The organism is Amycolatopsis benzoatilytica AK 16/65, from assembly GCF_000383915.1.
In the GTDB taxonomy this organism is placed as follows: domain Bacteria; phylum Actinomycetota; class Actinomycetes; order Mycobacteriales; family Pseudonocardiaceae; genus Amycolatopsis; species Amycolatopsis benzoatilytica.
The window spans coordinates 6,846,647-6,865,347 of record NZ_KB912942.1; the positions used below are offsets into that span (position 1 = coordinate 6,846,647).

An 18,701-nucleotide genomic window follows, 5' to 3' on the forward strand; every position below is an offset into this window, starting at 1 on the left:
GTTAGAGTCGGCGCGTGTTCGACCCTCAGGATCCTGCTTTCCTCTCCGACCCGTATCCCGCCTTCGCCGCTCTGCGCGCCGAAGGCGAGGTGCACCAGCACGACGGTTTGGGCATCGCCATCGCCGTCTCGCACGCCGCATCGGCCGCCGTGCTGCGCAACCGGGCGTTGGGCCGGATCTGGACCGACGCCCAGCCGCTGGAGCGGTTCGCGTCGTTCAACCTGCTGCATCGCAACTCGCTGCTGGAGAACGAACCGCCCGCGCACTCGCGCCTTCGCCGGGTCATCGCCGGCGAATTCGGCCGCGGTCATGTGCAGCGGCTGCGTCCGATGGTCGCCGGACTCGCGGAGTCCATGGTGGACGCGCTGGCCGCCAAGATCGACGCGGACGGCAGCGCTGACCTGCTGGAACACTTGGCCCAGCCACTGCCGGTGGCCGTGATCGCGGAGCTGCTCGGCGTCCCGGCCGCGGACGGACCGCAACTGGTGACGTGGAGCAACGCGATCGTCAAGATGTACGAGTTCGGCCTCTCCGAGGACGGCCGGGACGCCGCCGAGCAGGCAGCCGCGGATTTCGTGGCCTACCTGCGGGAGGTGGTGGACGAAGCGCCGAGCGGCATCGTCCGGGACCTGATCGCGAGCGAACTGACGGCGGACGAGGTAGTCGCGACCGCGGTGCTGCTGCTGATGGCGGGCCACGAGGCGACCGTGAACGTGATCGGCAACGGGGTGACGGCCCTGCTGACCCACCACGACCAGTGGGAACGCCTGAAGTCCGAGCCGGAGTTGCTGGACTCCGCGGTAGAAGAACTGATCCGCTTCGACTCGCCGCTGCAGCTGTTCGAGCGAACGGCGACCGAAGACGTGGAGATCGCGGGCTTTCCGGTGCCGAAGGGCTCGAAGATCGGGGCGTTGCTCGGCGCGGCCGCGCGCGACCCGAAGGTCTTCGACTCGCCGGACAGGCTCGACATCGGTCGATCGCCGAACGCACACCTCGGGTTCGGGATGGGGATCCACTACTGCGTCGGAGCTCCGCTGGCGAGAGTGGAGATCGCGGCCGCGTTGACGGCGTTGACGAAGCGGCTGCCCGGCCTTCGGCTGGCGGCGGAGCCGGAACGGAGGCCGGAGTTCGTCATCCGGGGACTCCGGGCGCTGCCGGTGACTGTTTGAGCGCTGGCGGCCGGACTGGCCGCGCTGCTCCGCAAACGAGCACCCGACGGCCGTGAAGGGAACATTGAGGGAATCTGATTCCCTCAATGTTCCCTTCACGAACCGGAGCGGCGGGCGCTCGGTGCCCGGCAGGCGGAGCCACCGCCCACCGCACAGCAAGCCGGCTCAAGACGGCACTCACCGCAACCCCGCGAACAAGTCCTCCTCCATCTCCGCCGCCACCGCGACCGAACCGCTCACCCGGGCCAGGTGGTAGTCCTCCCAAGGCCAAGCCCTCCGCTCGATCTCCCGGGAATGCGCGAAAAACGGGTGCCCCGGATCCATCTGCGTGGCATGCGCCCGCAACGCCGCGTCCCGCACCTCGAAGTACTCCTCGCATCGAATCCGCGCGGAAACGCTCAGCACGTCGCTCGGCGGCAACTCCGCCAGCACCGGACCCATCATCGACTCCTCTCCAGCCGCCAGGGTCGCGTTGTGGATGGCTTCGAACCACGACCGGCTCAACGTCGCCAGGTAGTAGAGCTTCCGCGGCGTCCCGTCGTCGACCGCGTCGAACGCGGCAGTCGCGACTTCATGGGTACGGAGGTGGTCGGGATGTGGATAACCTCCGGTCTCGTCATAGGTCACCACGACCTGTGGACGGAACTCCCGCATCAATCGCACCAGGGGCTCCACTGCTTCCGGCAACGGGAGCCGCGCGAAACTCCCGTCCGGGGAAGGCTGTTCCAGACCGGAGTCGACATGTCCCAGAAACGTCTGCCGGACGCCCAGAATCCTTGCCGCGGCCGCCATTTCGCGACGACGGATGGCGGGCAGCTCCCGGCGGACTTCTTCGCGGTCCACACTCGGGTTGAGCACCTCGCCGCGTTCGCCGCCGGTGCAGGTGGCCACCAGGACGTCTACCCCTTCGGCCGCGTAGCGCGCGAGGGTCGCGGCGCCTTTGCTCGACTCATCGTCGGGGTGGGCGTGCACGGCCAAAAGTCGCAGCGTCATGCACGGGCTCCTTTCCGGAAGAAGACGGCGGCCAGGATCAGCACCCCGCCGCGGCGACACAGTCCGCCGCGGACGCCGGCGCGCGTGCGGTGGTCATCAGGCCGCCTGCCAGTTCATTAGGTCGAACCTGAGATTAGGTCGGACCCAGTGAATGGGTCAAGCACAAATTTAGGTTCGACCTAGTAAGATGGCTGGGTGAGCCTCAGAGAACAGAAGAAGCTGGAGACCCGGCAGGCGATCTCCTCGGTGGCGACCAGGCTGTTCATGCGGCGCGGGTTCGACCAGGTGACGATCGCCGAGGTCGCGGAGGCGGCGCGGGTCGCCAAGATGACCGTGACTAACCACTTCAGCCGGAAGGAAGACCTGGTCTTCGACATCCGGACGGAGTTCGCGGACTGGCCGGCGAACCTCGTCCGCGCTCAGCCCGAAACGCCCGCGCTCGTCGCCGTGCGGGACGGATTCTTCGCCGAACTGGACGAGAAGAGTGCACTGCTCGGGTTCGCGGACCTCTCGTTCGTGCACATGGTGCGCCAGAGCGAGCGGCTCTCGTCCGCGCTCATGGACATGCACACCGAGCGGGAGAACCAGCTCTGCGCCGCGCTGTATGACCGGCATCCCCACCAGGACATGCTGGTCCGCGCCTCGGCGGCGCATCTCACGTCGGTGCTGCGGCTGTTGCTGGACGACGTGTGGCACCTGACCGGCAAGGACGTCGGGCTGACGGAGCTGATGAAACGGGTCCGGGAATCGGCGCGGGTCGCGTTCAGTCAGCTGGAACCGGCGCTCGGGGATCTTTGATCCGGGAGCGGCGGCTTGACGTCCTGGTGTCGCGCCGGGGTCTTGGTGTCGTGGTGCCGTTTCGCACAGTCGCGAGACGCGGTGGTCAGCGGGCCGCCCCGACCGGACGAGCAGTACGCAGTTCCGGTGCCGGCGCGCCTTCGATCTTCAGCACCCGGAAGTCGCGCAACCCTTCCGGCGCGATCGGCGTCAGCAGACGCGAGAAACGCCGGATGACCAGTGCGGTGAGGATCGCGAGCGCCGCCGCCGCCAGGTCGGTGAGCGCGACGAGCACCACGCTGTCGGCCATCGCCTGCACGCCCGGCCGGATCCGCCAGATGATCGTCACAACGACCAGGACCCAGTTCGCCAGCCAGGCGCCCCACCAGCCGAGCACGAGCCGCGAGGGCTTCGGGCGCTCGTCGCGGGGACGACGCAGTACCGCGTGCTCCAGTTCGCCGACCACGGACAACGCCATCGGCAGGTTCGCCAACGGCACCAGCAGACCGACGAGCACCTGCCAGGTCGGCCGCGGCGGCGCCTCGCCAGCTTCGCCGGCCGCGGCTTGGCGGGCGACCAGCAGCCACCACATCGACAGTCCAGCCGGAAGCAGCGAAAAGATCGTGGTCAGCAGCCCGGCGAGCATGACGAACGCGTCGGAGAACTCGACGACCCGGCTGTTCAGGGCCGAGTCGCGGCTTTCGACGAGCAGCGCGTATCGCCAGCTCTCCGCTCCGGCGGCGGCCACGGCGAGGACGACGAACGTCCAGAGGATCGTCCAGAGGCTGCGCGCCAGGACGGGGATGCGGTCGATCGGCCGGACGACGCTGGACGCGGTGCCGGGCACGGCCGTCGGACGACGCCAGGTGAGGTCCGGGAACCCCCAGCGCGGCGGGACCGGGTAGGACGGCGGGCCGGAGTAGGGCTCAGCCGGGGCCGCGCGATGCCGACGTGCGGCGCTCGGCGGCGGCGAAGCGACCCAGCGCAGCCTGACGGGCCGTTTCGGGGGCGGAGCGGGCTGCGAGGGCCGCGGAGCCGGGCGCGCGGATGGGTAGACAGCACCCTGCGGCGCGGCGGTGAACGGGCGCGGGTACGCGGGGTACTGCGGGTAGGCCTGCGCCGGGTAGTGCGGATACGGCGACGGCGGGGGCTGGTACGGGTTGGCGTACGGATGAGGACCGGCTTGCGGGTGCTGGCCCGGTTGCGGGACCGCGCCGGGATGCGGCGGGCCCCAGGGACCTGGCTGCGCGGAGTGCGGCGGGGCCCAAGGACCTGGCTGCGCGGAGTGCGGCGGAAAGTGCTGCGCCGACGCATCCGGTGGGACGAACGCGTCGGCAGTGGCTGTCGGCGTCATTCCGTTCCGGCTGGAAGCGGGCCCGTTCGTCGGGCCAGCGCCGTAAGGGCCAGAAGGAGTGGCACCAGCCGCCCCCGCCACAGTGCCGCCCGAGCCGCCCGAGCCGCCCGGTCCACCGGCCCCCGGACCCGCCCCGGCCCCGGTGCCAGGCACCGGCGCGGAGTTCGAGGGTTCCGGCGCTCCGGGAACAGACTGGGCAGCAGGCATCCGTCAGAGAACCTCGGGGTCCGTGCCGTTTTCGCTCACCATGTGGCGGCCTTCGCTTGCCCACGCGCCCATGCCGCCCGCCACGTTGACGGCATCCCAGCCGCTGGCGTTCAGCCACATCGCGGCGCGCGCCGAGCGGCCGCCGGAGCGGCAGATGACGTAGACCGGGTCGTTTTCGGGGAACCCGGCGAGTTCGTTGACGCGCGCGGGCAGTTCGCCGAGCGGGATGTGCACCGCGGCGGGAGCGTGGCCGGCGGCCCACTCGTCGTGTTCGCGGACGTCGAGCAAAGCGACGTCCGCGGGAAGGTCGCGGACTTCGGCGGTCGGCAGTTCAGCAGGGCTCACCACAGTTCCATGCTCCCATGTCGTGACGTTGTGCGAGTGTGAGGAACGCTAACCGCTACGCCCTGCGGTGGCGTCCCCGGGCCGCGCGCGCCTTGTCCTCGGCCTGGCCGAACCGGGCGACGGCGCGGTCGCGCATCAGCCCGAGCGGGTCCGGCGCGTGCAGCCGCAGCATGATGTCGTTCACCAGTTCGGGGCGGCCGGACCGGGTCAGCCGGCTGACCACGTAGGTCATCAGGAACGCCGCCGGGACCGAGATCAGCGCGGGCTGCACGGTGTACCAGGGCATCGGGTCGCCGGTGTACCCGCAGACGATGTTGTAGGCCAGCGCGCCGAGCACCGTCCCGCCGCCGACGACCATTCCGGCCAGCGCGCCCGGCCAGCTGAGCTTGCGCCACCAGATGCCGAGCAGCAGCAGCGGGCTGAACGTCGACGCGGCCAGCGCGAACGTCATCCCGATCGACAGCGAGATGTCCTCGGTGCGCAGGATCAGCGTCAGCGCCATCGGGAACACCGCGACCAGCAGCGTCGCGATCCGGTAGTCCTTGACCCGGCCGGGCAGCAGGTCCGTCGACACCACGCCGGCCACGCTGGAAAGCAGGCCGGACGAGCTGGACAGGAACGCGGCGAACGCGCCCGCCGCCGTCACCGCGGCGAGCAGCTGGCCTGCCCAGCCGGGCAAGATCGCGGTCGGCAGCAGCAGAACCGCCGCGTCGGTGTTGCCGGTGACCAGCAGCTGCGGGACGTACATCCGCGACAGTGCGCCGAGCATCGTCGGGAACAGGTAGAACAGTCCAAGCAGCAGCAGCACATGCACGGTGGTGCGGCGCGCGGCCTTGCCGTCGGGGTTGGTGTAGAAGCGGACCAGCACGTGCGGCAGGCCCATGGTGCCGAGGAAAAGCGCGAAAATCAGCGAGTACGTCTGCAGCAGGTCGCTGATGTTGTTCGACGCCGGGTGCAGCCAGGCATCATTCGCCGCGGGCGCGTCGCTCACCACCGGCACCGGCGTGCCCGCCTCGAATTCGAGCGTGGTCCCCGCGGACACCTTGTGCGGCACGAGCGGCGACCAGCGCGCCAGGCCGCCCGCCGGACCGTTGTCGATGTGACCGTGCGCGTAGAAGAACGTCTCGGTGGTGACCTTCAGGGTCACGTCGGTTTCCACCGTCACCGTGGTCGTCTTCGGGAACACCGGCGGCGCGGGCGCACCGAGCGCACGCACGCCGCCCGGGCCGCCGCCGGAGAAGAAAACCATGCACAGCACGAACGTCGGCACCGCGATCGCGAACAGCTTGAGCCAGTACTGGAATGCCTGCACCACGGTGATCGCGCGCATTCCGCCGAGCGTCACGTTGGCGGTCACCAGGACGATGACGACGAGCGCGCCGACCCACGCCGGCACCGGGATGATCTGTGCGATCGTCAGACCGGCGCCCTGCAGCTGCGGGACCATGTAGAGGATCCCGATGAACACCGCGCCCGCGGTCGCGAACCGGCGCAGGCCGAGCGAGCCGAGCCGCATCTCCACGAAGTCCGGCAGCGTGTACGCGCCGGACCGGCGCAGCGGCGCGGCGACGAAGAGCATCAACGCGAGATAGCCGGCGGTGAAGCCGATCGGGTACCAGGTGGCGTCGGCACCCTCCTTGAGCACGATGCCCGCGACGCCGAGGAACGACGCCGCCGACAGGTACTCGCCGGAAATCGCCGCCGCGTTGCGGCTGGAGCGGACAGTGCGGCGGGCGACGAGGAAGTCGTGCGTGCTGGTCGCCCCGTGCGACGAGCGGAAGCCGAGGTAGAACGTCGCGAAGGCGACCAGCACGAGGCTGGTCAACGTCCACGGGGTCAGCTGCACGGCGTGAATCCTCGCACGGCCGCGCGATTTCGGGGTGCGCCGCCACCGGGGCGGCCCTCCCCCGCGCGGGTCAGTTCTCGATCATGTCCACGAAGTCGCGTTCATGCCGCTCGGACAGCCGGTTGTACCAGAGGCCGACGGCGAAGAGGAACGGGAACGGCGCCAGGCCGAGCACCAGCCACGGGATCGGGATGCCGATCACCGTGAACCGCGCGACCGAAGGCAGGAAGTAGAACACCGCGGGCAGCACGCCCAGCACGACCAGGACCAGCACCGCCAGCAGCACCGAGGTGCGCAGCTGCACCTTCACCAGGTCACGGACCAGCAGTTTTCCCCAGCTGGTCTGTTCCTCGAGCTCGATCCGCCCGCGCATCCGGCTCGCCGACTGCCGCGAATCGGCGAGCACCACGCGTTCCCGTTTCGGCCGGATGTGCGCCGGCTCGCTCGACCGCGGGGCGGATTCCGGCGCCGCTGGCACCGGTTCGACCACCGCGCGGTCCTCCGGCCGCACGCCCAGCGTCGGGTCCGGTTTGCGGACCCCGTTCGCGAGCCGGTGGTATGGATCTTCGGACGAGGTGGGCATCGACGGCTAGCCGCCTCGGCCGGAGCCGACGATGCGGTCCTTCAGCGCCCGGGTGTGCCGCCGGCTGACCGGCAGCACCTTTTCCTCGTTGCCGATCACGACCTGGTAGCCGCCCTGGCCCATCCGCATCTCGGTGATCAGCGGCAGCGCGACCAGGAACGACCGGTGGATCCGCACGAAACCGGCCTTCTCCCAGCGTTCTTCCAGCTGGGCGAGCGGGATCCGGACCAGGTGGCTGCCTTCGGTGGTGAACAGCCGCGCGTAGTCGCCTTGCGCTTCCACCCAGCGCACCGACGAGCGTGGAATCAGTTTCGTGGTGCCGGCCAGCTCGACCGGGATGACCTCGTCGTCGTTCTTCACCGGTTCGCTGCCGCCCTGACCGGGCGGCGGGCCGGCGGCCGAGGCGAGCTTTTCGCGGACCCGCGCGACCGACCGGTCGAGCCGGTCCTGCTGGAACGGCTTGAGCACGTAGTCGACCGCGCCGAGGTCGAAGGCGTTCACCGCTTCCTCGGCGTGGCCGGTGACGAACACCAGGACCGGCGACGGGTTCATCGCCGCGATCACCCGCGACATCTCCATCCCGGACAGTCCGGGCATGTCGATGTCGGCGAACACGGCGTCGACCGTCGGCAGGCCGCGCGCCCGCCGGCCCGCCAGCTCCGGGTCGTCGTGGGAGAACAGCCGCAGCGCGTCCGAGGCGTCCGAGGCCTGGAAAACCCGGTGCACGTGCGGGTTGTTCTGGAGTCCGTGGCTGAGTTCGTCCAGCCCGCGCAGCTCGTCGTCCACTGCCAGGACGATGAGCTTCCGGGTGTCGTCGTGAGCACTCACAGTGAGACGCATCCTGCCGATTGCGGGGTGCAATGTCCAGCCCTTGGCGGCGACATGGCCCGGCCGGAGTCATCCGGCGCACCGGAAGCCGGGCACCCAGTCACCGCTCGTGAGCGGGCGCGCCCGGGTTCAGAGGCCGAACCGCGACCAGGCGGCCTTCGCGGCGACTGCGTCGAGCACCGCGCTGGCTGCCGCCGGGGCACCCAGCCCGAGCCGCGCGAGCAGCGGTTTCTTTGGCTCCGCCACGGAAATCTCGGCGTCCGGGTAGCGCTTCTTGACGATCTCGCGCAGCGAACCCACGCCGTCGACCAGGCCGAGCTCGACCGCTTTCTGGCCGAGCCAGACGTCGCCGGTGAACAGCTCGTCGGAATCGGCGAGCCGGTCGCCGCGCCGCTGCGTGACCCAGTCGACGAACAGTTCGTGCAGCTGTCCGTGCATCTTCTTCAGCCATTCGACGTCCTCGGGCTTTTCCGGGCTGAACGGGTCGAGCCGCGACTTGTTCGCCCCGGCGGTGTGCAGCCTGCGCTCGACGCCGAACCGTTCGAGCAGCCCGGTGAACCCGAACCCGCCGCTGATCACGCCGATCGAGCCGACCATCGACGTGCGGTGCGCGTAGATCTCGTCCGCCGCGCAGGCCAGCCAGTATCCGCCGGACGCGGCGACGTCCTCGGCGAACGCCAGCACCGGTACGCCCTTCTCGTCGGCCAGCTGCCGGATCCGCTCGGCGACCAGGCCGGACTGGGTCGGCGCGCCGCCCGGCGAGTTGATCTGCAGCGCGACCGCCTTCAGCCGGTCGTGGCCGAACGCCCTGGTCAGCGCGGACTCGATGGCTCCGAGGTTGATCGCGCCCCTGGCCAGCGGCGACGGGGACGGCGTGATCACTCCGTGCAGCTTCACCACGGCGACCACGTCCTTGTGGCGGTCGCCGTGGTCGCCGAACACGGGCAGGCGGGCAGTCAGCTTGTCGGTCACGCTCATCTGCCCAGGCTAGCCAGTTCAGTACGCGGGCAGCATTCCCGAGCGCGAGCCGTGCACTCCGTCGTGTTCCGACTCCGGTGCCGGCGCGACCGGTTCCTGCTCCGGCCGCGGGACGTCCGCCGAGTAGTCCGGCATGTTCGGCCGGACGCCGAGCTTGAACTTCGGCACCCGCAGCGTGACCTTCATGCCGGCGCCCGGCGCGGTGTCCACGGTGAGCGCGTAGTCCTCACCGAACACCTGGCGCATCCGCTGGTTGATGTTGCCGAGCCCGACGTGCGCGCCGGTGCGGTGCGCGTTCTTCAGGTCGGTGAGCGCTCGCGGGTCCATGCCGATGCCGTCGTCCTCGACGCTGATCACCGCCTCGTGGCCGTAGTCCTGCGCGATGACCGTGACGCAGCCGCCGCTCGGCTTGCTGGCCAGGCCGTGCTTGACGGCGTTTTCCACCAGCGGCTGGATGATCAGGAACGGCACCACGACGCTGAGAACCTCGGGCGCGATCTTCATCCGCACCTCGAGCCGTCCGCCGAAACGGGCGTTCTCGATGGTGAGGTAGCAGTCGATGTTGCGCAGTTCCTCGGCGAGCGTGGTGTACATGCCGGAGGTGCGGAACGAGTACCGGGTGAAGTCGGCGAAGTCCTGCAGCAGCTCGCGCGCTTCCTCCGGATCGGTCCGGATGAGCGCGGAGATCGTGTTGAGCGCGTTGTACACGAAGTGCGGCGAGATCTGCGCGCGCAACGCCTTGATTTCGGCTTGCTGCAACTGGTTCCGCGACTCTTCGAGCCGCGCGAGTTCGAACTGGGTGCAGACGAACTGGCCGACCGCCTCGGCCATCTGCACCAGCTTGCCGCGGGTGCGCCCGACCACGATCAGCGTGGCCTCGGCCTCGCCCTCGACCAGGATCGGCACGATCGCCGCGGTCTTCATCTTGCAGGTGCCGCGGTGATTGCACGGCATCTTGTTGTGGTCGGCGACGGCCCGGCGGTGCTTGCGCAGCGCGGTGCCGACGTCCTCGACCAGGTCCAGGTAGTGGTCGGTGGCCTCACCCGCCCAGGACAACAAGGTGCCTTCACTGTCCGTGATCCCGACCGCGAGACAGTCGAGCACCTCGAGCAGCTCCGCCGTCATCCGGTTGGCGGCCTCCTCGTCGAGCCCCGCCCGCAGATTCGGCGTGGCCTTGGACATCCGGTGCACGGCCTGCAGCACGGCGTCCTGGATGACGCCTTTAGGCCGGCGCGCCCGAAACGCGAGGACCAGCACCACTACGACCAGGACGCCGACCAGGGCCCACGGGATGACCTGGGCGTAGGGGAAGTCGGACACGACGTCCATGCTCTGCGCTCGACCGACCGGGTGCAAGGTCTGCGCCCCACTTTCTGTCCACTAGCGACGACCGAGGGTGGGCAAACCCTACCGTCACTCCCGGTGAGTGTGAGGATCTTGCGCCGTTCGGGTGGCGGTGGTGGCTGTGGGTCGCCGGGGAGTGGAGTGAAGGGACCATTCACGGCTACCAGCGGTGAGAAGTGAAGGGACCGTTCATCGCTTGCTACTGCGGATGAGGGGTTCTTTCGACCGCGGCTGGGGCTGGGGCTGGCGACAGCGAGCCGGGCGGAGCTGACCGGCGGTAGCGGGCACGCGACAGCTGGCGGCCCGGCTACTTCAGCAACCGTGACATCCGGCGGTCCGCCAGCGGTTTCCCGCCGGTCTGGCAGGTCGGGCAGTACTGGAACGATTTGTCCGCGAACGAGATCTCCCGGATGGTGTCCCCGCAGACCGGGCACGGCAGACCGGTCCGCGCGTGCACCTTCAGCCCAGACCGCTTCTCCCCCTTCAGCCGGGCCGCTTTCTGCCCCACCGACCTCGTCACCGCGTCCGTCTCCACCTCGTGGATCGCTTCCGCCAGCGTCTCCAGCGCGCCCTCGTCCAGCTTCCCGACCGTCGCGTACGGCGAAAGCTTCGCGCGGTGCATGATCTCGTCCGAGTACGCGTTGCCGATGCCCGCGATGAGCGACTGGTCCGTCAACGCCCATTTCAGCCGCGTGCCCTTGCCGGCGAACAGCTCCCGCAGCCGCGAAGCGTCGACCGCCAGCGCGTCCGGGCCGAGCCGCGCGACGCTGGCCACCTCGGCCGGATCCGCGACGATCCACACCGCCAGGCCCTTCTTCGTGCCCGCTTCGGTGAGATCGAAGCCCGGACCGGACGCCGATTCCAGGTGCACTCGCAGTGAGATCGGGCCCTTGCCCGGTTTCAGCGGGGCCGGGGCCAGCCCGTCCGACCAGCGCAGCCAGCCTGCCCGCGCCAGGTGCACCACCAGGTGCAGATCGCCCAGGACGACGTCCAGGTGCTTGCCATGCCGGGTCGCGTCGGTGATTTCGCGGCCGTGCAGCTCGGTGTAGGGCGGCACCGCGGTCTTCAGCACGCTCAGCGACGCGACGTCGAGCCGGAAAACCGTGCGTCCGACCGCGTGTTCGCGCAGGTGATGGGCCAGTGCTTCGACCTCGGGCAGCTCAGGCATGGCACCAGTCTCGCGCGCTGGCGCGGTTCCGGCCAGGTCTATTCGACCGGGTGCAGCGGCCCGTCGAAGTCCGGCAGCGAATGCTTCTGGATCGTCTTCGAGATCCGCTTCACCTCGCCGGACACCGTGAACATGCCGCGGATCGTGCCGACCCACCGCTCCGACGGCCGGTCGCCCGCGACATCGCCCTGGGTCTCGGCGACGACCGTCCACGGACGGCGCAGAATCCACCGCAGCGGGAAGAACAACACCACTAGCAGCAATGCCAGCAGGACCCACGCGGGCACCTTCACCGCGTCCGGCGTCCACAGCACCAGCGCGGTCGCCAGCACCGCGATGACCACGATCATCGCGATCCCAGGCCCGTAACTGCCTGCGACATCGTGTTCGAAATCGTCCGCCGTGGCAGGCGCACGCCATTCCATCTGGGCACGGACCACCCAGTCACGGCCGTCCTCGCCGTGCACCAGCCGGTTCATCCTGTTGCCTCCCGGGCGACGTCGAGCTCGCTCAACGCTACCGTGACCGCACTGCCCAGCGCGAGGTGATCACCGAGAGTAGTTGTCAGGCTGCCGGGTTTTGGCTGTTGAGCGACCTGTGCCCGAAGAGGAATCGGCCGAATTGGTGACGCCGTCCCCGGACGGGGAACCGGCTCGCGAGCCGTCCGAAGAGTCCGAAGAGCCCACTGCCGAGTTCCGCGACCCGGCCGGAGTCGTGGTCACCGACGGCGGCAGATACGAATCCGGCGACGGGACGTAAGACGAGGACGGCGGCGCGTACGTCGACGTCGTCGGGTCCGTCGTACTGGTTCCACTGGTGCTGCTGTCGGTGGTGCTGCTGCTGGTGGTGGTGCTCAGCAGGCTCGGGCTCGTCGACCGCGTCGAGGTGTCGACATCCGCCCGCGACTCGGTGGTCGACGACCGGCTGGTCATCGGTGCGTTCGAGCGCCCGCCGGCGGTGCCCGGCAAGTCGTCCCGCGGCGAACCCGACGACGCGCCGGTGCTCGACTGCTCGTGCGGTGAGAACACCGGCCGCTGCACCGGCGGCACATTCGGCACCTCGGCCGCGCCGAGATGCTGACCCGCACCCGTTCCCGGCGTCCGCACCGGACGCGCGCTGCCGCGCAACTCCCCGGAAACCGACAACGGCCCCTGCCGCACCGGGGGCGGCTGGGGCGCGGGCGGCTGCAAAGCCAGCTCCGGCGCACCCCCGCCCAGCCCGAGATCCGCCGACGGATGCGAGCCGAACACCAACGGACCGGCGGCGATGCTGACCGCACCGGCCGCCGCCGTCGACGCCAGCGCCAGCCCGACCTTCACCTTCGAGCCGAGCAGCAAACTCTTCACCGTCGCAGCCATCCCGGCGGCCTTCGCCGTCCCGGCCAGCGCCGGAACCGCCAGCACCAGCACACCGGCGTGCGCCCGCAACGACGAACACACGTCCCGCAGCTCGTCCTGCGTCGCCCGGCACGACGGACATCCCAGCAAATGCGCCTTGATCCGCTCCGCCTCCGCGCCGGTGACGCTGCCCGCGGTGAACCCGCCCAGCTTCTCCACCACCGCCCGGCACGTCTCCGGACCCCGGTTCACGGACAAATGCGCCTGCAGATACGCCGCCCGCAGCCCCTGCCGAGCCCGCCGCGCCAACGCCGCCGTCGCATTCGCCGACAACCCGAAGTGCGGCGCCACCATCGCCGGCTGCTCGCCCTCGACCTCGGTCTGCCACAACACGGTCCGCCACCGCTCCGGCAAACTCGTGAATGCCGTCGTGATCAACGTGTGCTCAGCCGCCCGCGCCGGAGTATCCGCGCCCGCCCCGGCCCGGAAAGTCAGTTCGTCGTCGGTCACCGGCACATCACGGCGCGCACCGTGCCATTCCCACGACACCCGGCGCGCCACCGTCAGCAAATAAGCCCGGATGTAGTCGCGCGGACCCGCACCGCGGCGCAGCGCCTGCAGTACCCGGAAGAACGTCTCGGCGGTGATGTCTTCTGCTTCGGACCGGTCAGCCGCGAGGCTCTGCGCCAATCTGCGCACCGCCGCGGCGTGCAGCTCGAACAATTCCCCGAACGCGGCGTCCTCGCCATCGCGCAGCCGCTTCAAAAGTGCCTGCTCGTCGGATTCCGAGGCCGCTGGTGGCGGCGCCGTGCCCAGCTCGGTCATCCGGCAAGGCACCTCCTCCCCCGAAGGACTCACCACTGAAGTCGATGGAGGACACCATACGGAGCAGAGCGGCCCCCGTCACCCCTTGTGCGCCCGGCGTAACGCGGAAGCACCGGCTAACCGCAGGTCCGCGCCATAAACCGGGGCCCCCGAAAGTGTCATCGAACCGACGGTATAGAGTGTCTTCAACACCGAGCACCAAGCGGTTAACGCGGATGTAGCGCAGCTGGTAGCGCATCACCTTGCCAAGGTGAGGGTCGCGGGTTCGAATCCCGTCATCCGCTCAAGTCGAAGGGTCGTGTGTCCGCAGAAAGCGCGGACTCGCGACCCTTCGCCATTTCTCCCGGGGGGCCGAGCCCCCCGGACCCCCGCGGTGCCTTAACCGGCGGTTGGGGTTTGACGAGGCCATACGTGGCGGTCGGGTTTCGACCAGGCCGTACGTGGCGGTCGGGTTTTGCTGAGTCTTCCGGACCTGCCCAACGGCCCTGTCGGCAGCCGGTGCCTTTTTACAGTTCGTAGGTGTCCAGGACGGTGGGCGCGATGGGCGACAGGTGCGGGTCTTCGGTCGGGGTTACCTGACCACGGGCCATTTTGTAGACGCGGAAGGCGTTGTCGTGTTCCGGGTCTTGGTCGTCCCAGATGTGCAGCAGTCCATAGGAGCCGGGGGCCAGTTCGGCTACTCGTTCGAAGGTCGCCAGCAGCTGCGGGGCGATGGTGGTGCCGTGTTTGTCCAGGCCGCCCAGGTGGAGCATGGGCAGCCCGGCACTCCAGCGCAGATCCACCAGGTCCAGGGTGCCGGTGTCGCGCAGGGAGCGGTGGACGCGGTCTACCAGGCGGTCCAGAAGGGCCGCGTCCTCGTCACCGGTCGTGGTGGCGGCGATGGTGGCCCAGCCGTGGTATTCGAACACGAACGAGACGGTAGCAAGGAGATCCCGCTAGCGGCTCAGTGCGGAGGGCTTGCCGTTCTGACGCAGGGGGTTGGTGAGGATGCCGTCCGCGTGCCGTTCCACCGCGGGAAGCAGTTTGTCGCCGAAGACGCAGAGGGTGCGCTCCCAGGGATGGCCGAGGGTGCCGTAGCTGAAATCCGCAGCCAGGAAGAGGTGGTAGTCGCCTCGCGGGAAGACCGGAACGGGCCAGGCCGCGTCCGGCGACATGCGGTGCGGCCAGAACTTGTACGACTGGTGCTGCCAGTGCAGGACCCAGAGCCAGTCGTCTTCCGCTGTCGTTTCCTGCAGGGCGGCGAGGACGGAACGGGCCACGTCGTGTTCGTCCGCGGCGTAGGGGCCGAGACGGAATTCGGTCGACGCGCGGTCGTAGTCGCCGGTGGAAAGGTCCCACGCGACGGACGGGGTCGGCTCCTGGAAGCCGGGCCAGTCGTGGGCGAAGGTGCTCGGCCAGAACCGCAGCTTGTCGTGCACCCAGTACCAAGCGGGTTCGTCAGCCACTCGCGAGAGTGGTTCCCAGGCAGCAGCGTTCACTCGTGACCTCGAAATCGGGACCGGCTCGAAACTGACGAAAGCTTCGTGTCCAGGCGCAGGAATGTCCAGTCCGCTGCGGCCAGAGGACGAGGTGTCACTCGACTGGGTGGCTGCGGACGGACCAGCTGGGCTGCCGGTCCGGTCCGCAGTTACCCAGCGACGCCACGGATCATGCGCCGCGACGCTATGCGGCGCGCCACAGCGTCATGAAGGCGGAAGCCTCGCTGAACGCCCACGGCCGCAGCCGCTCACGGCTCCGCGCGGACAAGGTGAACTCCTTCGCCCGGCGCACGTCGACGACCAGCGCTTCCCCGCCCGGCAGCAGATCCGGCATCCCCTCGGCGAGCAGCCAGAGCGCGAGCTGCGCGGCGTCCCGGGTGAGCGGCTCCTCCTTGAAGTACAGCCAGGTCGCGAAACGGCGGCCGTTCGATGTGCGCAGGCCGAGCTGCGGGCTGATGCCGATTTCCAGTTCGCCGAGTTCGAACCGGGCCCGGCCGACCTCCAGCAGCTTCGGATCGCGCCGGCCGAGGTAGCGCAGCCAGCCCTCGGCGATCGCGGCGTAATGCGGACGGGTCCGCTCATCGGCGTCGTGGACGAGCGAGCGCATGGCGACCTCGTCCTGCCGCGCCGCCCGGCCGGACCGGACCGCGTTGGCCGCCCGCCGGTAGTAGTTGAAAGCCGCCCGCGAAGGGTCCTCGTACAGCCGGCGCTGACGGCGGACGAACGACGAGCGCGTCGGCCCCTTGCTCGCGCTGTACCCGACGAACGTGGGCAGCGTGACGTAAGCCGGCGTGGGAGTGGTCATTGAGCCGCCTTCCGGTGATGGTTTCCCCAGTACACGGCTAATTTTAGAACATATGTACGACAGTTTTCGGGTCCTAACGGGTGATGCGACGACCCTGGCGTCCGGGGGCTGGGCAAACGATCGGCGGCGCTCGGGACGCGGCTGGAGACGGGCAGGAAAGTGCCCTGCTGGACCATTCAGACCGGGCGGTGCCGGTCGGCGGGCCAATTGCGCGGCGACTTCTGCCCGGCCGTGCCGGTCAGCGGGCCACCGGCGGCCACGGCCCGGCCAGCATGGCGCGGGCCTGTTGCAGGACCTGCTCTTCGCAGTAGCTGATCGGAGTGACATCGGTCGGGATCCAGGTCGCGAGCATCGCCAGCCACTGCCGCAGCTCGACCAGCGCGGTCGGGCGGCCGAGCCGTCCGTCCAGGGCCTTGACCGTTTTCGCGGCTTCGGCCAGCGGGACGTCGCCGCGGACCATCTCGCCGAGGTGTTCGCCCAGCAGTTGCCACTGGGCGGCGGTCGCGTCCGCCGGGAGCTCGATGCCGAGTTCGGCCACGACCTGCACGAAAAGCTCCACGAGCAGCTGCTGGTCCCGGTGGTCGAGACCAGCGAGCCGGGCCAGCGAAGGCGCGTCGATCCCCTCGTCGAGCGCTCGCGCCGCGGCGGCCACGACCTCGGCAGCGGTGACGTCGAGACCGGCAAGCCGATCCACGGCCAGGGCGGCGAGCGCGCTGCGCGCGGAAGACATAGCTCGATCGTACGGACCGGACGGCATCCTGGTCCGGAACGAGCGGGCGGCGTTCCCGGCGCGGAGTGCTGATCAGGGCAGATCTCGGCTGATCTTCCGCACCTGAGCCCCAAGAGCGACGGTCGCGTGGAACACTATCGCCCGAAACGGTGACAGGGGGTTGCGGGATGAGCTGGCAGGAAGAGCTCCGGCGCCTGGACGCGGAACTCGCGGCGGGCCGCCTGAGCCATGCCGACCACCGCCGCCAGCGCGACGAACTGCTCGCCGAGGCGTCGGGCGGCGGGGCGGCTTCTCCGCTGGCGTCGCCGTTGCGCCAGGACGCGTCGGCGAGCGCGACGCCCATCTGGTCGGCTCCGGAACCACAGGCCGCGTCGACCGCCACGTCGACTGGGCAGGCTGTGCCTTCGGCGGCACCGACCGGTGCTACCCCGCTGAGCAGCTTCGCGGCACAGGGAACCACCGGGACCGACTACTCGTCCGCGGCCTTCGGCACCGCACCGGCTGCTCCGGCTTCCGGAACGGCAGGCGCGGATAGCTTCGCAGCAACTGACGCGAGCCCAGCCTCCTCCTCCGCAGCCGCGGGCAGCTTCAGCGCGCCGAACAGCGCCACCAGCCCAGCGGTGACCGATAGCGCTTCGAGCAGCACTACTGGACCGACCGTGACCGCTGCCACTGGTTTCGCAGGCCCAGCCGCCCCGGCCACGACCACCGCGCCGTCGGCCAGCCCGCCGAACCCCGCCGCCACCACCGCTGCCTCAGCCAGTCCTGCCGCCGATGCCCCGGCTGCGCCAGCGAGCCCGGCCAGCGGCTTCGCCGCCCCAGCTGTTCCTCCGGCCCCCTCGACCGCTCCGGCACCGCCGCAAACCGCGCAGTCCTCGCCGTACCAGCAGCACCAGCCGGCACCGGCACCGCAACCGGGCACTTGGGCCGGGGTTCCGCCCGTCCAATGGCAGACCCCTGGCCAGCAGACCCCTGGCCAGCCCGCACCCGCGCAGCCGAGCCAGCCCCCCGTCGGTTGGGCCAGCACAAATCCGGCCATGCCGCCGTCCGAGCCTCCCGCTGTCGAGGCGTTCCTTGCCTCCGCGGCGCCAGCGGCACCAGCCGCGACGTCCGACGCCGCGAAGCCCCCAGCCCAGCCTGCCTTCTCGCACACCCCGGGCAGCCCGTTCGTCACCGACCGGCCAACCACCGCGCCCAGCCCGGCCGACGACAGGCCCACCGCGGTCTTCGGCGCGATCACGAGCGACGGGCAGCCCGCGACGCGCCGGCTCTACGACGAGGGAGCCAAGCCGCGCGGTTCGAAGCCGACCTGGCTGTTCTTGTCGCTCGCCGTGCTGGTCGTGCTGGCGCTGGTCGTCGGTGTCATCTGGTTCATCGGCAACAAAGACGAGAACACCACCGCGGCGACGCCTCCGCCTGCCGCGTCGTCCGCGCCGAACACCCAGCCCGCTTCGCTCGAAGACAAGCTGCCGGCGCTGCCCGGCACGCCGAACCCGAACAACTCGACGCTGGCGCTGGACAAGGCCGTCCAGCTCAAGGCCGTCTCCGACGCCGACGCGAACCTGATGCGCGCGGCGGGCGCGGACCAGCTCGTCTACCACGCGTACGGCTCGGCCGACGGCGGCACGACGCTGCTCGCCGTGCCGACTCCGTCCAAGCAACAGGCCGGAGAACTGGTCAAGGGCCTGCGGCAGAACCTGGGCACCGGCGGGTTCGCGAGCAGCCCGTTCGGCCCCTCCGCCGCCGATCTGCTCTACACCGGCAGCAGCCCGGCCGGACGCGTGCTGGCCTTCTGGTACACCTCGGGTGCGGTGTCGATCGGCATCGGCGTCTCGGGCCCGGTGAACCAGGATCCGGCGGCGCTGAAGGCACGGATGGAACAGATCCGGGCGAAGGTCGCCGCCGCCCTGCCCGCTGGCTGAACAAACCCGGCG

General features: G+C 70.0%; 19 protein-coding genes and 1 tRNA gene. 4 read left to right on the plus strand and 16 right to left on the minus strand.

Going from position 1 to position 18,701, the window contains the following annotated elements; all coding sequences use genetic code 11:
- Positions 1-14: 14 nt before the first annotated feature.
- Complete coding sequence (locus AMYBE_RS0131885) at positions 15-1,169, plus strand: cytochrome P450 (protein WP_020663453.1); 1,155 nt, start codon at positions 15-17, stop codon at positions 1,167-1,169.
- Between the two features lie 177 nt (positions 1,170-1,346).
- Here AMYBE_RS0131885 and mca read toward each other — a convergent pair whose 3' ends face one another.
- Complete coding sequence (gene mca / locus AMYBE_RS0131890; protein WP_020663454.1) at positions 1,347-2,162, minus strand: mycothiol conjugate amidase Mca; 816 nt, start codon at positions 2,160-2,162, stop codon at positions 1,347-1,349.
- A 195-nt stretch (positions 2,163-2,357) separates the two neighbouring features.
- Between mca and AMYBE_RS0131895 the strand changes: the two genes are divergently transcribed.
- Positions 2,358-2,960, plus strand: a complete 603-nt coding sequence (locus AMYBE_RS0131895; protein WP_020663455.1) for a TetR/AcrR family transcriptional regulator — start codon at positions 2,358-2,360, stop codon at positions 2,958-2,960.
- 85 nt (positions 2,961-3,045) lie between these two features.
- Here AMYBE_RS0131895 and AMYBE_RS0131900 read toward each other — a convergent pair whose 3' ends face one another.
- The 10 genes from AMYBE_RS0131900 to AMYBE_RS0131945 form a co-directional block, all read right to left on the minus strand.
- Positions 3,046-3,927 carry a DUF4328 domain-containing protein gene (locus tag AMYBE_RS0131900; RefSeq protein ID WP_034289498.1) on the minus strand — a complete coding sequence of 294 codons (882 nt, stop codon included), beginning with the start codon at positions 3,925-3,927 and terminating at the stop codon, positions 3,046-3,048.
- A gap of 576 nt (positions 3,928-4,503) precedes the next feature.
- Complete coding sequence (locus AMYBE_RS0131905; protein ID WP_034287431.1) at positions 4,504-4,848, minus strand: rhodanese-like domain-containing protein; 345 nt, start codon at positions 4,846-4,848, stop codon at positions 4,504-4,506.
- 52 nt (positions 4,849-4,900) lie between these two features.
- Positions 4,901-6,691 carry a sodium/solute symporter gene (locus AMYBE_RS0131910; protein ID WP_020663458.1) on the minus strand — a complete coding sequence of 597 codons (1,791 nt, stop codon included), beginning with the start codon at positions 6,689-6,691 and terminating at the stop codon, positions 4,901-4,903.
- Between the two features lie 70 nt (positions 6,692-6,761).
- A complete protein-coding gene (locus AMYBE_RS0131915; protein ID WP_020663459.1) occupies positions 6,762-7,274 on the minus strand; it encodes a hypothetical protein in 513 nt (170 codons plus the stop codon).
- Positions 7,275-7,280: 6 nt separating this feature from the next.
- The gene (locus AMYBE_RS0131920; protein WP_034287434.1) at positions 7,281-8,114 is read right to left on the minus strand and encodes a LytR/AlgR family response regulator transcription factor; all 834 of its coding nucleotides are present in this window, start codon (positions 8,112-8,114) and stop codon (positions 7,281-7,283) included.
- A 117-nt stretch (positions 8,115-8,231) separates the two neighbouring features.
- Positions 8,232-9,080 carry a S49 family peptidase gene (locus AMYBE_RS0131925; RefSeq protein WP_020663461.1) on the minus strand — a complete coding sequence of 283 codons (849 nt, stop codon included), beginning with the start codon at positions 9,078-9,080 and terminating at the stop codon, positions 8,232-8,234.
- Positions 9,081-9,098: 18 nt separating this feature from the next.
- Entirely contained in the window at positions 9,099-10,409 is a 1,311-nt protein-coding gene (locus AMYBE_RS0131930) for a sensor histidine kinase (RefSeq protein ID WP_020663462.1), read from the minus strand.
- A 322-nt stretch (positions 10,410-10,731) separates the two neighbouring features.
- On the minus strand, positions 10,732-11,592 hold the full coding sequence (locus tag AMYBE_RS0131935) for an Fpg/Nei family DNA glycosylase (protein ID WP_020663463.1): 861 nt from the start codon (positions 11,590-11,592) through the stop codon (positions 10,732-10,734).
- A 38-nt stretch (positions 11,593-11,630) separates the two neighbouring features.
- Positions 11,631-12,071, minus strand: a complete 441-nt coding sequence (locus tag AMYBE_RS0131940; protein WP_020663464.1) for a hypothetical protein — start codon at positions 12,069-12,071, stop codon at positions 11,631-11,633.
- 69 nt (positions 12,072-12,140) lie between these two features.
- A complete protein-coding gene (locus AMYBE_RS0131945; protein WP_020663465.1) occupies positions 12,141-13,754 on the minus strand; it encodes a zf-HC2 domain-containing protein in 1,614 nt (537 codons plus the stop codon).
- Positions 13,755-13,965: 211 nt separating this feature from the next.
- Here AMYBE_RS0131945 and AMYBE_RS0131950 point away from each other — a divergent pair.
- Positions 13,966-14,038, plus strand: a tRNA-Gly gene (locus tag AMYBE_RS0131950).
- A gap of 222 nt (positions 14,039-14,260) precedes the next feature.
- On the opposite strand, the gene AMYBE_RS0131955 is transcribed toward AMYBE_RS0131950, so the two are convergent.
- The 5 genes from AMYBE_RS0131955 to AMYBE_RS45530 form a co-directional block, all read right to left on the minus strand.
- Complete coding sequence (locus tag AMYBE_RS0131955; protein WP_020663466.1) at positions 14,261-14,662, minus strand: Imm7 family immunity protein; 402 nt, start codon at positions 14,660-14,662, stop codon at positions 14,261-14,263.
- Between the two features lie 27 nt (positions 14,663-14,689).
- Complete coding sequence (locus tag AMYBE_RS0131960) at positions 14,690-15,199, minus strand: DUF2716 domain-containing protein (RefSeq protein WP_020663467.1); 510 nt, start codon at positions 15,197-15,199, stop codon at positions 14,690-14,692.
- A 217-nt stretch (positions 15,200-15,416) separates the two neighbouring features.
- A complete protein-coding gene (locus AMYBE_RS0131965) occupies positions 15,417-16,037 on the minus strand; it encodes a hypothetical protein (RefSeq protein WP_020663468.1) in 621 nt (206 codons plus the stop codon).
- A gap of 238 nt (positions 16,038-16,275) precedes the next feature.
- Positions 16,276-16,767 (minus strand): hypothetical protein, encoded by a 492-nt coding sequence (locus AMYBE_RS0131970; protein ID WP_020663469.1) that lies wholly within the window; start codon positions 16,765-16,767, stop codon positions 16,276-16,278.
- 469 nt (positions 16,768-17,236) lie between these two features.
- Entirely contained in the window at positions 17,237-17,689 is a 453-nt protein-coding gene (locus tag AMYBE_RS45530) for a hypothetical protein (protein WP_169515279.1), read from the minus strand.
- Positions 17,690-17,804: 115 nt separating this feature from the next.
- Here AMYBE_RS45530 and AMYBE_RS0131980 point away from each other — a divergent pair, with 115 nt between their 5' ends.
- Positions 17,805-18,689, plus strand: a complete 885-nt coding sequence (locus AMYBE_RS0131980) for a hypothetical protein (protein WP_020663471.1) — start codon at positions 17,805-17,807, stop codon at positions 18,687-18,689.
- Positions 18,690-18,701: the final 12 nt, after the last annotated feature.